The 15,224-nt window shown below is 66.7% G+C and carries 14 protein-coding genes and 1 pseudogene; 6 read left to right on the forward strand and 9 right to left on the reverse strand.

Annotation, left to right across the window (positions count from 1 at the left end; translation table 11 throughout):
- Positions 1-42 precede the first annotated feature (42 nt).
- Entirely contained in the window at positions 43-462 is a 420-nt protein-coding gene (locus AX769_RS19025) for a MaoC family dehydratase N-terminal domain-containing protein (protein ID WP_066282302.1), read from the forward strand.
- Positions 463-518: 56 nt separating this feature from the next.
- Positions 519-857, forward strand: a complete 339-nt coding sequence (locus AX769_RS19030; RefSeq protein WP_204249242.1) for a MaoC/PaaZ C-terminal domain-containing protein — start codon at positions 519-521, stop codon at positions 855-857.
- Here the strand turns inward: AX769_RS19030 and AX769_RS19035 are convergent.
- Positions 854-1,639: an enoyl-CoA hydratase/isomerase family protein gene (locus AX769_RS19035; protein WP_066282305.1), complete on the reverse strand. Its 786-nt coding sequence runs from the start codon at positions 1,637-1,639 to the stop codon at positions 854-856. The two genes, AX769_RS19030 and AX769_RS19035, sit on opposite strands and share 4 nt — an antisense overlap.
- A gap of 22 nt (positions 1,640-1,661) precedes the next feature.
- Complete coding sequence (locus AX769_RS19040; protein WP_204249243.1) at positions 1,662-2,366, reverse strand: zinc-binding dehydrogenase; 705 nt, start codon at positions 2,364-2,366, stop codon at positions 1,662-1,664.
- Positions 2,367-2,720: 354 nt separating this feature from the next.
- Between AX769_RS19040 and AX769_RS19045 the strand changes: the two genes are divergently transcribed.
- Positions 2,721-3,425, forward strand: a complete 705-nt coding sequence (locus AX769_RS19045; RefSeq protein ID WP_066282307.1) for a PaaI family thioesterase — start codon at positions 2,721-2,723, stop codon at positions 3,423-3,425.
- Positions 3,426-3,447: 22 nt separating this feature from the next.
- Here the strand turns inward: AX769_RS19045 and AX769_RS19050 are convergent, their stop codons facing one another.
- The gene (locus AX769_RS19050; protein ID WP_066282308.1) at positions 3,448-4,602 is read right to left on the reverse strand and encodes an acyl-CoA dehydrogenase family protein; all 1,155 of its coding nucleotides are present in this window, start codon (positions 4,600-4,602) and stop codon (positions 3,448-3,450) included.
- A gap of 197 nt (positions 4,603-4,799) precedes the next feature.
- Here AX769_RS19050 and AX769_RS19055 point away from each other — a divergent pair, with 197 nt between their 5' ends.
- The gene (locus AX769_RS19055) at positions 4,800-6,449 is read left to right on the forward strand and encodes an AMP-binding protein (RefSeq protein WP_066282309.1); all 1,650 of its coding nucleotides are present in this window, start codon (positions 4,800-4,802) and stop codon (positions 6,447-6,449) included.
- A gap of 30 nt (positions 6,450-6,479) precedes the next feature.
- On the opposite strand, the gene AX769_RS19060 is transcribed toward AX769_RS19055, so the two are convergent.
- The 4 genes from AX769_RS19060 to AX769_RS19075 form a co-directional block, all read right to left on the reverse strand.
- Entirely contained in the window at positions 6,480-7,262 is a 783-nt protein-coding gene (locus AX769_RS19060) for a PaaX family transcriptional regulator C-terminal domain-containing protein (protein ID WP_066282310.1), read from the reverse strand.
- Positions 7,263-7,363: 101 nt separating this feature from the next.
- Complete coding sequence (locus tag AX769_RS19065; RefSeq protein ID WP_066282311.1) at positions 7,364-8,305, reverse strand: acyl-CoA dehydratase activase; 942 nt, start codon at positions 8,303-8,305, stop codon at positions 7,364-7,366.
- Positions 8,306-8,350: 45 nt separating this feature from the next.
- A complete protein-coding gene (locus AX769_RS19070; protein WP_082763941.1) occupies positions 8,351-9,745 on the reverse strand; it encodes a 2-hydroxyacyl-CoA dehydratase subunit D in 1,395 nt (464 codons plus the stop codon).
- A gap of 11 nt (positions 9,746-9,756) precedes the next feature.
- The gene (locus tag AX769_RS19075; protein ID WP_066282312.1) at positions 9,757-10,935 is read right to left on the reverse strand and encodes a 2-hydroxyacyl-CoA dehydratase subunit D; all 1,179 of its coding nucleotides are present in this window, start codon (positions 10,933-10,935) and stop codon (positions 9,757-9,759) included.
- Positions 10,936-11,093: 158 nt separating this feature from the next.
- Here AX769_RS19075 and AX769_RS19080 point away from each other — a divergent pair, with 158 nt between their 5' ends.
- Both AX769_RS19080 and AX769_RS19085 read left to right on the forward strand, forming a co-directional pair.
- Positions 11,094-12,014, forward strand: a complete 921-nt coding sequence (locus AX769_RS19080; protein WP_066282314.1) for an alpha/beta fold hydrolase — start codon at positions 11,094-11,096, stop codon at positions 12,012-12,014.
- Positions 12,011-12,805: an SDR family NAD(P)-dependent oxidoreductase gene (locus tag AX769_RS19085; protein WP_066282316.1), complete on the forward strand. Its 795-nt coding sequence runs from the start codon at positions 12,011-12,013 to the stop codon at positions 12,803-12,805. Before AX769_RS19080 ends, AX769_RS19085 begins: the two co-directional genes overlap by 4 nt.
- A 1-nt stretch (position 12,806) precedes the next feature.
- Here the strand turns inward: AX769_RS19085 and AX769_RS19090 are convergent, their stop codons facing one another.
- On the reverse strand, positions 12,807-13,613 hold the full coding sequence (locus tag AX769_RS19090; RefSeq protein WP_066282317.1) for an SDR family NAD(P)-dependent oxidoreductase: 807 nt from the start codon (positions 13,611-13,613) through the stop codon (positions 12,807-12,809).
- Between the two features lie 70 nt (positions 13,614-13,683).
- Positions 13,684-14,864: pseudogene (locus tag AX769_RS19095) on the reverse strand (acetyl-CoA C-acyltransferase).
- Positions 14,865-15,224 lie beyond the last annotated feature (360 nt).

Consider the following 15,224-nt stretch of genomic DNA (forward strand, 5'->3'; position numbering starts at 1 on the left):
TCTGAGAATACTATTGGTCCAACCATAAAGGAGGCAACCGTGATGAATCTCTCAGTCGGCGACGCGGTCGACGAGGTCGAGTTCGACGTCGAGCGCGGCAAGATCCGCGAATTCGCACGGGCCTCCTTCACCGAAGACACGGTCCACACGGGGCCGGGATCCGACGCACTCGCGACCCTCACCCACACCGCCGTCACCGCTCATCTCCGCGATCAGCGCGGCTTCGTCGCGGCTCTCGGCCTGGACATCCATCGCATCGTCGTCGGATCCTGCTCGTGGTCCTACCGCCGTCCGCTGGCGGCCGGCGACAGGCTGACGGCGACGCGCCGGGTGCTTTCCGACGAAACCCGGGAGGGTGCCAGCGGCACCATGCGCCTCGTCACCCTCGAAACCGAATTCACCGACCAGGACGGCGAGGTCCCGGTCACGTTCCGCGAGGTCCTGATCGAGAGGGCATCGTGAGAGCGGCGCCGCGCCTTGCCATCGGCGACTCGCCGCCAGCGCGCGAAGTCGGCCCCGTGACACTCACCGACATCGTTCGGTTCGCCGGCGCCTCTGGCGACTTCAACTCACTGCACCACGATGCCGCCGTCGCCCGAGAGTCGGGCTTCCCCGACGTGATCGCCATGGGCCAGCTCCAGGCCGCGCTCGCGGCCGGCCTCCTCAGCGACTGGGTCGGGGTCGAGCACGTCGCAGAGTTCTCGGTGCGGTTCCGGAGTCCGGTCGGCGTGGGCGACGTCATCCGACTCGAAGCCGAGGTGACGAGGATCGAAGGCGCCGAGGCCGTGGTCGACGTCACGGCGAGCGTCGATGGCCGAGCCGTCGCGACGGCGAGCGCTCGCGTGCGAACGGCCTAGCGCCCCTTCCAGAGGGGCTCGCGCTTCTCGCGGAACGCCAGCGCGCCCTCGCGCATGTCGTCGGTCGAGAAGGCCAGCGCGAGCTGCGCCTGCAGGGTCGACAGAGACTCGCCCAGGGGCAGGTCGCGCGTCGCGGCCAGCGAATCCTTCCCGAGGCGCATGAGCAGCGGCGACTTCGACGCGATCGCGACCGCCCACTCGAGCACCGTCCGATCGAAGTCGTCGTCGGCGACGACGCGGTTGACGAATCCGAGGTCTCGCCCCTCGGACGCGGTGACCGGCTGTCCGATCATCATGAGTTCGTTCGCCTTCATCCGTGGAAGGTTCCGGTAGATGAGAGCCGAGATCATGAACGGGAAGACCCCGACGTTGATCTCGGGGCAGCCGAAACGGGCCGACTCTTTCGCGATCACGAGGTCGCAGGCGAGGGCTATGCCGAAGGCACCGGCGAGCACGGCGCCGTTGGCCGCGCAGATCACGGGCTTGCCGAGATCGCCGAGCAGCGTGAAGAGGCGGGGGAAGCGGTCGAGACCCGCGTATTTCTCGACGACGCTCCGGTCGTCGCCGAACGCCTTGAGGTCGCCGCCCGCCGAGAAGATCCGCTCGTGCGACGAGGCCAGGACGACGACGCGGATCCCCTCGTCGCGGCGGACGCCTTCGAGAGCCTCGAGAAGCTGATCGAGGAGTTCGTCGCTCAGGGCGTTCCTGGTCTCGGGACTGTCGAGGGTCACATAGGCGACGCCGGCTTCCGGCCGACTCGCGCGGACGAGCGTGTTGGGCATCAGATACTCCTCGAGGTGTCGATCATCGGTTCGCGAGCACGATCTTGCCGTAGGCGCTGCCGGAAGCCAGGCGGTCGTGGGCCTCGCGTGCCGAGTCGAGCGGAAAGACGCTGTCGATGACGGGCGGCGGGACGTCGAAGAAGTCGATGAGCTCGAGGAGGTCGCGAAGGTCGCGAGGGCTGCCCATCGTCGTGCCGATGAGTTCGTACTGTCCGAAGTAGAACGGCCGGACGTCGATGGTCGCACTCGCCCCCTTCGACGCTCCCAGGACCACGAGACGGCCGCCCGGGCGAAGAGCCTTCAGCGAGTTCGACCAGTCGCCGACCGAGTCGAGAACGACGTCGAAGCCCTCACCGCGCGGGGTCAGCCGCCGGGCCTGTTCCGGCCAGTCGGCATCCGTATGGAGGACGCCGTCGACTGCGCCGTTCTCGCGAGCGCGCGACACTTTTCCGGGCGCCGACGAAGTGACGAATACATTGGCACCGGCCGCCGTGGCCAGGGCGGTGGCCATCGTGGCCACGCCTCCTCCGGCCCCGAGCACGAGAAGGTTCTCGCCGGCCTGCAGCCGCCCGCGCGCGAAGAGCCCGCGATAGGTCGTCACGCCGACGAGCGGCAGGGCCGCCGTCTCGACGGCGCTGTAGCCGGCCGGCGGCGCGAACAGGCACTCGGTCGGTACCGAGACGTACTCGGCGTAGGTTCCCGGCCGGCGATCCCCAGGATCTCCCACCCCTCGGCGGGAGCGCTCTCGCGCCCTCCCCAGCCGAGCGATGGCAGGATGAGCACGTCGTCACCCCCGTCGACCGTCGTTCCGCAGCCGTCCGCACCGATGACGTGCGGCAATGGCGAGTCGTACCGCCCCTGCCTGACCAAGACGTCGTGCCAGTTCAGGGCACTCGCTTCGAGGCTCACGGTCGTCCAGCCGCTACGTGGTGCAGGATCCGGAAACTCACGGCTCTCGAGCACCTCGGACGACCCGAAGCGCGTGAGGACGGCGGCGTGCACCCGGCTCTCCTTCGAACGCGACCACGGACCTTGATTGGTCTAATCATTGTACTGTGAGAAAAGAGAGGAACGAGATCTCATGACCACTTCGTCCGACCATGGCACCGAGGGTTCCCGCCTGGATGCTGCCCTCGACCTGAGCGCGGCCGTCCGGGCAGTCCTCGTGGCGACCTCCGCCACGGAAGCCGACAGCGCTCGACTGGTCGAGGCGACCACCCTGGCGCGGAGGATCGAGGGCCTGCTCGCCTCGGACCTGCGCCCCCTCGACACCGTCCCGTCCATCGACGACCTCGAGCACGGGATCCGGTACTTCAACCCGGTATCGGGCGCAGCGAACCCCATGGCCCTTCCACTGGTCTTCGAAACCGAGGGCGACGGGATCCTGGCCAGGGCCACTTTCGACCGTCGCTTCGAAGGCCCGCCCGGGCACCTCCACGGCGGCATCATCGCCCTCGTGTTCGATGAGATCCTGGGCCAGGCCAATATGACCGGTGGCGGCTGGGGCATGACGGCCTACCTCAACTCGACCTACCGGCGCGCTCTGCCGCTCGACGTCGAACTCGTGCTGCACGCCCGGGTCACCGAGATCGACGGCCGCAAGACGACAGTGACGGGCTGGATCTCGACGGCCGCGGAACCCGAGACCCGGTTCGCGGAGGCGAGCGCCCTTTTCGTCGAACCGCGGCCCGAGAAGAAGGCGGGCTACTTCTCCACGCTGACCGACTCCGAGGGACGCCCGGTCGAAGCCCGTCTGGGTCGTCCGGATCGCGCTACCGCTGGCTGAGCACCCCGGGAGCGACCCGGTGTCAGAGCGAGACGGTGCCGCGCGCGATGATCTCTCTCGAGATGATCGTCTTCTGGATCTCGGCCGTTCCGTCAGCGGTGAGGTAAGCCATGACGTCGCGGAATCGCTGCTGCAGCGGAAATTCGGCCGAGTACCCGAGGTTTCCGAAGATCTTCATGGACGCCTCGATGGCCTCTTTGGCGACCAGCGGCCCCCACCACTTGCCCATCGATGCCAGAGACGTGTGCGACTTGCCCTCGCCTCGCAGCCACAGCGCCCGGTAGCAGACCCAGCGAGCACCCTCGACGTAGGTCGCGTGCTCGGCGAGCGGGAACGTCACGCCCTGGTACTCCGAGAGCGGCTTGCCGAAGGTCTCGCGCTGGGTCGCGTAGACGGCGGCCTCCTCGAGGCTCTGCTGGGCAGCGCCGAGGCACATGAGGCCGAGAGCGGCCCGACTGAAGTCGAACTTGTTCATCGCCACCTGGAAGCCGCGCCCCTCTTCGCCGACGAGGTGCGAGTCGGGCACGAACACGCTGTCGAGGTTGATCGATCCCCATCCGAGCACGAGGCAGCCCATGCCGCGCATGTGCCGCACCGACACGCCCTCCGACGCCAGGTCGACGAGGAAGCAACTGACCCCCTTCGAGCGCGACGAGCCGGGCTCTCGGGCGTAGACGAGCGCCGCGGTCGCACTCAGGGCCCAGCTGATCGCGGTCTTCTCACCGCTGAGGCGCCAGCCGCCGGGAACCCTCGTGGCCGTCGTGCGAAGCGCGCTCGCGTCGGATCCTGAACCGGGTTCGGTCAGCGCGATGGCGAGGTTGATCTCGCCGGCGATCACCCGGGGCAGGTAGGCCTGTTGGACCTCGTCCGATCCGTGCAGCAGCTGGGCGCCGACGAGGCCCACCTGGATGGGCGCCGACGCCAGGTTGACGTCGCCATAGGCGAGCGTCTCAGTGGCGAGGCCGAGCAGCACCGGGTCGTCTTCACCGGTGCCGCCGAACCGCTCGGGGAAGCCGATGCCCAGGACCCCGAGGTCGCCCATCTTCTTGAGAGTGGCGAACGGGAACTCGGTGGTCGCGGAGTTCGCGAGGTAGTTCGGGAGGAGCTCTCTGTCGCTGAACTCCTTCAAGACCTTGCGGAAATCCTCGTGCTCTTCGCTGAGTGAGAAGTCAAGCATCGGCGCTCTCCCGGTAAATGGTCCAATGATTGGCTGGACAGATCCGAGTGTATCCGGCGGGAATGACAGGTTGGTGAAGATCCCGACGCCCCGATTCTCGGGGGTTGGGCGATTAATTGGTTGAATTATTCGACCATGCAGCCTACTCTCCTGTCAGGAGTTCCCGACTCCGTTCGACCTGCGAAGAAGGAGCGTCGATGACCACGTCCGTTCATGCCCTAAGACAGTCTTTCTGGCCGGCTGAAGGCAGCTCCGGAGTCCGCGACATCACCCTGGGCGAGCTTCTTCGCGAGGCTGCGGAGGCCGCCCCCGAACGGCTCGCCCTCGTGGACGCCGTGGCGGATCCTGCCCTCCGTCGTCACTGGACGTACGCGGAGTTCCTCGCCGAGACCGAGAACGCGGCGAGGGCCCTCCTGAGCCGCTTCGAGCAGGGCGACCGGATAGCGATCTGGGCTCCGAACAGCGCGGAGTGGGTGATTCTGCAGCAGGCGATCGCCATGGCCGGGATGATCGTCGTCGCCATCAACCCCGCCTACCGCGCTCATGAATTGGAGTACGTCCTGACGCAGTCGGGCGCAGTCGGCATGTTCCACATCGAGTCGTACCGGGGGGCCGATCTCACCTCGACCATCACGGAAGTGCGCCAGAAGGCGCCGCACCTGCGTGAGCTGATCCGATTCTCGGAGTGGGACGCCTTCGTCGCTTCGGGCGACCCGGCCACGGCAATGCCCTCGGTCAAGCCGACCGACCCCGTCCAGATCCAGTACACCTCCGGCACGACCGGGTTCCCGAAGGGTGCTCTCCTGCACCACAAGGGAATCGCGAACGAAGCGGCGTTCGTCGGAGAACGCGCCGGAATGACCGACGGCGACATCTGCATCAACGCCATGCCGATGTACCACATCGGTGGCGGAGCGGTCACGGAGCTCTCGACGATCGCCTGGCACGGCACCTACGTCGTGATGCCGAACTTCGACCCCGGCCTGACCCTGGAACTCTTCGAGACGTACCACGGCACCCACGCCCTCATGGTGCCCACAATGCTCATCGCGACGCTCGACCACCCCGACTTCGCGAGCCGCGACAAGTCGTCGATCAAGACGCTCATGTCCGGGGCTGCGGCAGTCGCCGAACAGCTCGTGCACCGCGTGATGGAACAGTTCGGCTGCCAGTTCAGCATCCTCTTCGGTCAGACCGAGATGCACGGAGTCGTCAGCCAGACCCGGGTCACCGACAGCGCGGCCGACCAGGCCGGCACAGTAGGTCAGCCGCTCCCCGAGCTCGAAGTGAAGCTTGTCCATCCCGACACCGGCGAGATCGTGGGAATAGGCGAGCAGGGCGAGATCTGCTGCCGCGGTTACCAGAACATGCTCGGGTACTACGAGATGCCCGCGGCGACCGCCGAGACGATCGACAGCGACGGCTGGCTGCACATGGGCGACATCGGCACCATGGACCAGCGCGGGTTCCTTCGGGTCACGAGTCGCGTCAAAGACATGATCATCCGCGGCGGGATCAACGTCTACCCGCGCGAGATCGAAGACCTTCTGTTCGACCACCCCGACATCGCCGAGGTCGCGATCATCGGGATCCCGGATCCCAAGTGGGGCGAGCACGTGGGCGCGGTAGTCCGCCTCCGTGACGGGCGCCCCGCGCCGGACCCCGAGCTCGTCCGCCTCTGGTGCAAGGAGAGAATCTCCGCGCACAAGGTGCCGAGTCACTGGTACTTTGTCGACGACTTCCCGATGACGCCGTCTGGCAAGATCCAGAAGTTCGTCCTGCGCGATCTCATCGCCGCCGGAGAGCTCGTCGCCGTCGCGGTTCACAAGTCGGCGTCGCCAATGTGATCGGCCGAGGCCCGCGGCCGACCGCGGGCCTCAGTCGGCGAGCTCGTCGATCGCCGACCAGCGGTCGGCGACCTCCTCGGCCCAGCCTTCACGCAGGGACTGCAATCGATGCGACACCCGGCGCCCGATCCAGCCGGGCAGAAGGGCCTCGGGCAACTGAGGGTCGGAGAACGGGAAGCGCTGGATCTCGTCGAGCGCCCGGACATGGGCGAACAGGACGCCGTCGACCTCGCCGGATCGCGGCCGGGAAAAGTGCGACTCAACCTCGGCGTAGTCGTCCGCGAGAGTTTCGAGGTCCCAGCCCTTCGCTACCAGGTCGGCTTCGGAGAGTCCGAGCGGCTCGGTGGACCCGGTGAAGGCGAGGGTGGACTCCGCCAGCCCGAGCTTGTCGATCAGAGCGCTCGCCTGCGCGCGGCGTTCCCGGTGCGGGGTGATCCAGACCGCAGCGGCGGGGTTGCCGAAGCCGGCCCACTCGAGGGCGCGATAGAGGCGCTTCCGGCTCGTTCGGAGGGCCTGCGGCACAGTCACGAACAGGATCAGCCAGCTGCCGTCCCAGTCGACGAACGGGTCGCTCAGCGAGAGGAGCCGCCGCGATCCCTCCTCGAAGATCGCGGAGAGATGAGGGGTCACCGACCAGCTGACCTCGCGCCCGTGACGGTGCGCTTCGATCCAGCCGGAGTCGGCGGCTCGCACGATGGCCTGCCGAGCGGCGCTCTCCTCGATGCCGAGTCCGTTCATGACGTAGAGGAGCGACGACGTCTTCGCCGACCGACCCGTCGGCCACACCAGCTCGCCCAGGATCGTCAGCAGCACGGATCGCGCACTCCCCCGCGCCAGATCGGCGTGCCCCCCCTGTCGCTCGCGCCGAGGGGGCGACGCTGCCGGTGCGGGCGCGGTCACCCGTGCCGACGTCGTCACCCGACGAGTCGCTTGGTCTGAAGCGTCAGCGAGACGGGTCCGTGCGAGTGACCGGCGAGGTTGCCGTCGCAGTCCTGGCAGTGCGGCGCGGCGACCGCGAGCCCCGCGACCAGGTCGCGCTCGGTAGCGACGTCGGACTCGGCCGCCTTGAGGTTGCCGAGGTGCTCCTCGCGGGCGATGATCGCGGCGCCATAAGCGCCGGCTATCTGCGGCTCGTCGAGCATCTCGATCGGCAGGCGCAGGGCGTCGGAGAGGAACGCGACGAGCGCCTCATTCTTGGCGACCCCGCCGGTCATCACCACCGGAGACGCCTTGCCGACCTGGGCCACGAGCCCCAGGGTCCGGGAGGCCACGGCCTTGTGCACCGAGGCGGCGATATCGGTCCTCTCGGCGCCCTGAGCCAGGAGCGAGATGACCTCGGTCTCGGCGAAGGTCGCGCACATGCTGCTGACCTCCAAGTCGCTGTCGCCGGTCAGCGCGAGCGCGCCGACCTCGTTCACCGGCACCTCGAGGGCGCGGGCGAGCACGTCGAAGAATCGACCGGTACCGCTGGCGCAGCGGTCGTTCATGGCGAACCGGTCGACCAGGCCGTCGTCGTCGACGGCGATCGCCTTGCTGTCCTGCCCGCCGATGTCGATGACTAGCCGGACGCCGGGGAACAGAGCCGCGGCGCCGCGTGCATGGCAGGTGATCTCGGTGAATGTCTTGTCGGAGGTCGGAACGAGCTTGCGCCCGTAGCCCGTGCTGATGGTCCGGACGATGTCGTCCTGCGTGATTCCGGCTTCGTCGAGCGCGGCGGCCATCGCGACGGTGACCGCCTCCTTGCTGACGGCACCCATCTGGACGATCTTGGATCCGACCATCGTGCCCGAGGCGTCGACAATCGAGACCTTCGCCGTCGTCGATCCGAGGTCGACGCCCATCACGTACCAGTTCATCGCGGTTCCCTTCGTCTGCTCACCCTACGACCCGAGCGCCTGCCGTCAGACGAGCGCCCGGGCGCGCTGCATGTCGATCGTCTCGAGCATGGCGACGAGGCCGCTCTCGAGCTGGTCGTCCTTATAGAAGGAGGCGTCGGCGACGTCGCCCTCGAAGAAGAACGACTTGATGCCGCGGTCGCGCTCGGCCGTCTTGGCCAGGATGTGCTGCGGGTTGGTCATGGCGCGGCAGGTGCGGGTCGAGTGGAACGCGATCCCGTCGATGCCGTATTCGTCGCAGCGCTTGATCAGCAGCTCTTCCATGATCTTCAGGCCGTGGTTGATCGGGCAGATCAGGTAGTGCTGCGCCATGCCGAGCAGCGGGTTGTCGACGTCGATGAGGTCGGGTTCCTGCCAGAACGAGTCGTGCGTGTAGCGGCCCGCGACGACGGCGACGTCGAACTCGGCGAACTTGCGGGTGAGCCAGCCCAGCTTGTTCCAGTTCATGATCCCGTCGAAGTAGACCCGGTAGCGCTCGTTCGCAACGGCCGAGACGTTGTCGATGATCCGCTGCTGGATCTCGTCTTTCACGGCCTGGAAGTAGTCGACCAGCATCTGGTTGGCCGGCAGGAAGTTGATCGGCGCGATGCTCGCCACCCAGTCCCAGTAGGTCGCCGGCGTCGGTGCCGCGGCGCACAGGGCCATCGCCTCGAGACGCAGCTCGGAGGCGCGCTTGATGTAGTACATGTTCTCGCTCAGGGCGTCCCAGTCGAACGGCTTCTTCGTCTGGTACTCGATGAACTCGATCAGCTTCTTCAGCTGCTCCTCGACGTATTTCGGGGTGGTCTCCCACTCCTTGCCGCGCAGGTAGCCCGCGTCGGGCTTGTTGCCCCAGATCATCGGCAGCGACACGTTGAAAATCGGGAACTCCTTGCCGAAGACCCGATAGGTCATGGCATCCCACTGCTGGCCGGTGCTGCATCCGGCGTAGGCGTTGACGAAGAAGTCCGGTGACGGGAGCTTGGCGGCAAGCTCGTCCTGATCGACCATGCCGACGATGCCGGACTGCTTCTCGGTGATGCCCTTCTGCGTCATGACGGCGCAGCCGAGGTGGGTGCGCGCGTACGAGCAGAGCTCGCCGATGTAGCCGTACTCCTCACCTGCCGCCTGCGCCGGACCCTCGAGGTGCATCGCAGCGAGGCGGGCCGAAAACGCCTCACCGTGGCACCACTCGAGGCCGGCGGCCTGGAAGATCGGATTCAGCGCCGTGCCGTTGTACCAGACGACGTGCTTGCCGCGCTCCTTGGCAGTGAAGATGTTCTCCCAATACTGGGCGACCATCTTGCCGCCGGACTTCGTGGTTGCGAGTCGGTTCGACTTGTCGGGCACGGCGAGCGTACGGTCGCGGGTCGAGAGCAGCTCGAGCGGCTGACGCGTGGGGGGTTCGAGGTCCAACGACATGGTGTGCCTTCCTAGGCCAGGCTCGGGACAGTGGATTTGCTGCGGCGGATGCGTTCGACGAAGGTCTCGACGCGGGTCCGGACGGACTCTTCGGCGAGCCCCTCGTGTTCGGTCTCGATCAGCAGCACGGGGATGTCGTGGCCGTCGAGAGCCTTCTTCAGTTCGGGGTAGTAGAGCATCAGCGGTTCGCAGAACTTCGACATCAGCGTGATGACGCCGTCGGCGGCGCTGTCGTCGAGGCTCGACACCAGGTAGCTGTCCCAGTCGACGTTCCGCTGCACCCGCGTGCCGCAGGGAGCGTTGACGTTGCGATCGAGGTACCAGAGGGCCAGCGCGTCGAAGGGGTCGACGTCTTCGGGCACATCCGTCGAGATGTAGCGGAACCCGTGGTACAGGTCGTCGTTCACGACGAGCACGCCGCACTCCTCGATGACGTCGAGCAGCTCGGGCCGGGGAGGAGCGCAGAAGTGGCCCGAAAGATGGATCCGGACGAGCGAGTCGGGTGCAGCAGCGTCGGGCGTGAGACCGTCTCGAAGCCGGAGCAGGATCGCGGTGTGCTCCTCGATGTCCATGACCATGCTCGACTTGACGAGGGTCTGCATCTCGGAGGCGGTGATCCGGAGGACGCCCTGGCGGCGGAGGTCGTAGAACTCGCGCAGGATCCTGCGGTTCTCGTTGAAGAGGCGGATGCTGTTCGCAAGACGCTCAGCCGTCACGACCGTGCCGACGATCTCTTCGACCTCGACCCGGAGCGAGCCGATCTTGTCGCGCACCTGGGCCCCGCTCCACGGGTCGTCCATCGAGCTGATGAACTGGGCGAAGTGCACGGGCTTCGAAGGGATCGACCAGCGGATCACGTCGACGGCACCGAGGAGCTGAACGCAATGATCGGCGAGGACGAACGCGTCGAACACGTCGAGTTCGCCGACTGCCGCCTGGTCGGCGAGGCTCCGCGTGTAGCCGCAATAGAACTCCGGAAGAAGGCTGCGGCCCTCAGTGATCGGAGTGCGGCTCTCCTGAATCACGACGGGCAGCGCCCCGGTCGCATGAGTGAGCTCGGAGGGGAAGTTCATCGGGAAGCTGCCCACGACCGGATGCCCCGTGCGCGCCTTCCAGCCCTGGGCGTAGGTCACCGGATCGGCCGCAGCGGACGCCAGCAGGGCGTACGCCTCGGGGTTCAAATCGGACATCGTGCCGTTCCCATCGTCGTCGCTGGGCGGGGTCTCTCGCCGGAGGAAGCCGGTGTCACTAGACTATGAAGCCACGAACAGTTGTCAAGAAGAGGAACATTGTTTCTCAGACTGTCAAAGGTCAGCGTTCATCAACACATCCGAGAGAAGGACCGCTCGTGACGACCCAGGAGTCCGACGTCGACACACCGGAGTGGTTCCGCGAGGCGCTCGCGCACGAGCCGCGCACCTTCGAGACACTGGTCGACGGCATTCCGATCGCCTGCCGGTCGTGGGGCGAGGGCCCTGGCCGCACCATCGTCCTCGTCCACGGGGGCGGCGCCAACTCTCGATGGTGGGACCACGTCGCTCCCCTTCTCGCGCGCGGGCGCCGCGTCGTCGCCCTCGACCTCTCCGGGCACGGCGACAGCGGGCGTCGGGAGCAATACGGCGTCGAGTCGTGGGCCGACGAGGTCCTCGCCGTCGCGGCCCTCGACGAGGTCGGCGCCGATCCGATCATCGCGGGCCACAGTCTCGGCGGGATCGTCACGCTGCGGGGTGCCGGTCGCAAGTCTGCTCCCCTCGGCGGGGTCATCATCGTCGACGCCTCGATCGTCGAGTTCGGAGACCAGGATCGCCATGTGGCCAGCCGCATGGGCAGCGCGGCGGTCCGCGCGTACCCGACTCGCGAGATCGCCGAGTCGCGGTTCCGTCCCGTGCCCGCGCAGCCGACCCTTCCGTACGTGATGGCCCACATCGCAGCTCACTCGATCCGCGAGCGACCCGACGGCTGGACCTGGAAGTTCGACCCCCATGTGTTCGACGGCTCGCTGACCGATTCGCCTCCGCTCGCTCCTCTCGTCTATCCCGCGGCCGTCCTCCGCGGCGAATTCGGGCTGATCGCCGGGCCGGCCGAGCGTCTCATCCGCGACGGTCTCGGCAGCGACGTCCCCGTCGTCGAGATCCCGGCCGCGGGTCATCACCTCATGCTCGATGAGCCCCTGGCGCTGGTGACCGCGATCCGCACGCTGGTCGCCGTGTGGGACCGGCCCGCCAGACTCCACTCCCAAAGGTCTCCTCGAAAGAGCAACCCGCAATGACGCAGGCCACCTCTCTTCCCGAGCCCAAGACGCTGGCCGACAGCGGCGTCCTCGTCGTCGGCGGGTCGGCCGGTATCGGCTTCGCCTGCGCCCAGAAGCTCGCAGAGGCGGGTGTGCGCCGGCTCGTCATCAACGCCCGCGACCCCGAGCGCGGCGAAGCGGCGCGCAGTCGCCTGGAGCAGACGGGCGCGACCGTGCACTTCATCGCCGGCGACGCACGAGACCTCAATGACGTGGCACGTATCACCGCCGAGTCCGAGAGACTCCTCGGCGGGATCGACGTGCTCGTCGTCTCGACGGTCGCCGACAACCGGCCCGAGCTCTTCCACGACATTCCCGTCGCCGACATCGGCCCGATCCTGCACCAGATGCTGCTGCCGACGATGCAGATGGTGAGCGAGGTCCTTCCGCACATGTCGAAGCGCCAGAACGGCGTCATCATCACAGTTGCCTCCGACGCGGGCAAGACGGCGACGCCGGGCGAGACGATCATCGGCGCCTGCAAGGCCGCGATCATCATGTTCACGCGCACAGTCGCAGTCGAAGCGAAACGCGACGGGATCCGCGCGAACATCCTGACTCCCTCGCTCGTCCTTGGCACCGCATCGACGGAACGCATTACGAATGACGGCTTCAGCGCCAAGCTCTTCGCGAGCGCGGCCCAGCAGGCGAAGCTCGGCGTGCCGCACGCCTCCGAGCTCGGTGACCTCGCGGTATTCCTCGCGAGCCCGGCTGCTCGACGCCTCACGGGTCAGGCCATCAGCATCAACGGCGGTATCAGCGCCGCATGAGTCAGGCGATCGATATGCCGCCGTTGACGCTGATGGTCTGCCCGGTCAGACGGGCCGCGGCAGGCCCCCCGAGATAGACGACGAGTTCGGCGATGTCGATAGGTTCGGCGACTCCGAGGTGCGCCTGCCTCGCGGCCTTCTCGAACAGCGACCTGCTGAAGCCATCCGAGAGGACCCGCTCGGCCGTGGCCGTCCCGGCGATCAAGGAGGGCGTGAGCACGTTCACTCGGATTCCATCCCGCTTGCCCTCGATGGCCGCCGTTCGCGAGAACATCACGATGGCCGACATCGCCGCGCCCAGCACGGATTCGCCCGGTGTGGGCACCTTGGCAGCATCGGAAGCGATGTTCACGATGCTGCCGCCACCCTGTTCACGCATGATGGGCAGCACGGCTCGGGTGAAGTACATCGGAGGCAGCGCCTGAGCCGTGAGGATACGAGCCATGTCCTTCGGCGGGATCCTGTGCAGCAGATCGGGTGTGTAGGCCGCGGTCAACGAACTCACCAGAACATCGATGCTGCCGAGAATGTCACGAGCACTGTCGACCGCAGCGAACACCTCGTCGACGTCATCCGCTTCGACGGGGACGAACGTCGCCTCGACACGTTCGGCTCGCGCACCGACGAGGTCGCGTGCGGCGGTGCCGCGTTCGACGTTCCGCCCGAGCAGGACGATCTTGCGCACACCGGCATCGATGAATCCGAGGGCGGCCGCCAGCCCCACTCCTCCGCTGCCGCCGGCTATCACCACACCCGAGTCGTGATAGCTGCGCACAGTGGGCGCCCCGTCACCGGTTGGATCGAGCATGTCGGCACTCCCTCGTGCAACTCGAACGGCAGGGGGCTCGACGAAGCGCGATATCGATGGAAGAAGGCATTCAGAGCCGCTCGATGATCATGGCATTCGCCTGCCCGCCACCCTCGCACATCGTCTGAAGCCCGTAGCGACCACCCGACGCCTCCAACTGATTCAGCATTGTGGCAAGGAGCTTTGTGCCCGATGCGCCAAGAGGGTGGCCGAGGGCGATGGCGCCGCCAGAAGGGTTGAGCTTGGCACTGTCGGCCCCCGTCTCGTGCAGCCACGCGAGGGGGACCGGCGCGAAGGCCTCGTTGACCTCGAAGAGATCGATGTCGTCGAGAGTGAGACCTGATCGGGCGAGCACTTTGGCCGTCGCGGGGATGACACCGGTCAGCATCAGCATCGGATCGCTGCCGACGACGGAGAAGCTGTGGAATCGGGCACGGGGCGTCAGGCCCAGTTCGGCGGCCTTCTCTTCGCTCATGATCAGAGTCGCCGAGGCGCCGTCCGTCAGGGGCGAGGAGTTACCCGGCGTGATAAGCCACCGGAGCTCAGGGAAACGCGCCGCCAGCTTCTCAGTCCAGAAAGCTGACGGAAGATCGGCCAGACCCTCAGTGGTCGTAGTGGACCGCACTGTCTGGTCGACGGCGACGACCGCGCCGTCGGTGTGTTCACCGAGACGATCTCGTTGTCGAACGCACCCGACGCCTGCGCCGCCGCCGCACGCTGATGAGACAGCGCGGAGAAGTCGTCGACTTGAGTCCGTGACAGATTCCAACGATTGGCGATGAGCTCCGCTGAGATCCCCTGAGCGACAAGCCCCTCGGGATAGCGTTCGCGGACTCGATCCCCGTAGATGTCATCGCCCAACGTCGAGGAGCCGATAGGAAACCGGCTCATGGACTCCACGCCGCAGGCGATCACGACGTCGTAGGCGCCGGAGATGACCCCTTGCGCTGCAAAGGCTGCTGCCTGTTGGCTGGAGCCGCATTGGCGGTCGACGGTCGTAGCCGGCACCGTCTCCGGAAACCCCGCGCCGAGCACGGCCGTGCGCGTGATGTTGTAGGTCTGCTGTCCGACCTGGGAGACGCAGCCCCCAATCACGTCATCTATCAGCGACGGGTCGATTCCCGTTCGCTCAACCAGTGCGGACAGGGTTCCTGCCAGCAGGTCGATGGGGTGCACTCCACTGAGGGAACCGCCGGGCTTGCCTCGACCCGAAGGTGTCCGGATGGCGTCGATTACCACTGCACTCGTCATGAAAGTTCCTCCGGGAATTCACGCCGATTTCTCCACATGAATGGATAACGGCACAAAGACTGACATCGTAAAACGTGGCCACTTACGGTCTGCTGAATTAATGATTGGACCATAGCTCTCGATCACCCTATCGGGCCGAGGTGGAAAGCGCAGAAAGTTGTGGCACAACGGCGCGGAACACAGGAGTCGGTTCCCATGATGCTCGAGCAACGAGTGATCAGACTGAAGAAGCCCGAAGCACACGGAGAATTTCCTCACTCGTAGACCCGGCACATGGTCGCCACCGTTCGAGTGATCGGAACGACCGACGACCTCAGCACTCACCTTCGTGGCGGGAGACCTCAGCATCAAGCAGTTCGC

Source organism: Frondihabitans sp. PAMC 28766, assembly GCF_001577365.1.
Taxonomy (GTDB): domain Bacteria; phylum Actinomycetota; class Actinomycetes; order Actinomycetales; family Microbacteriaceae; genus Frondihabitans.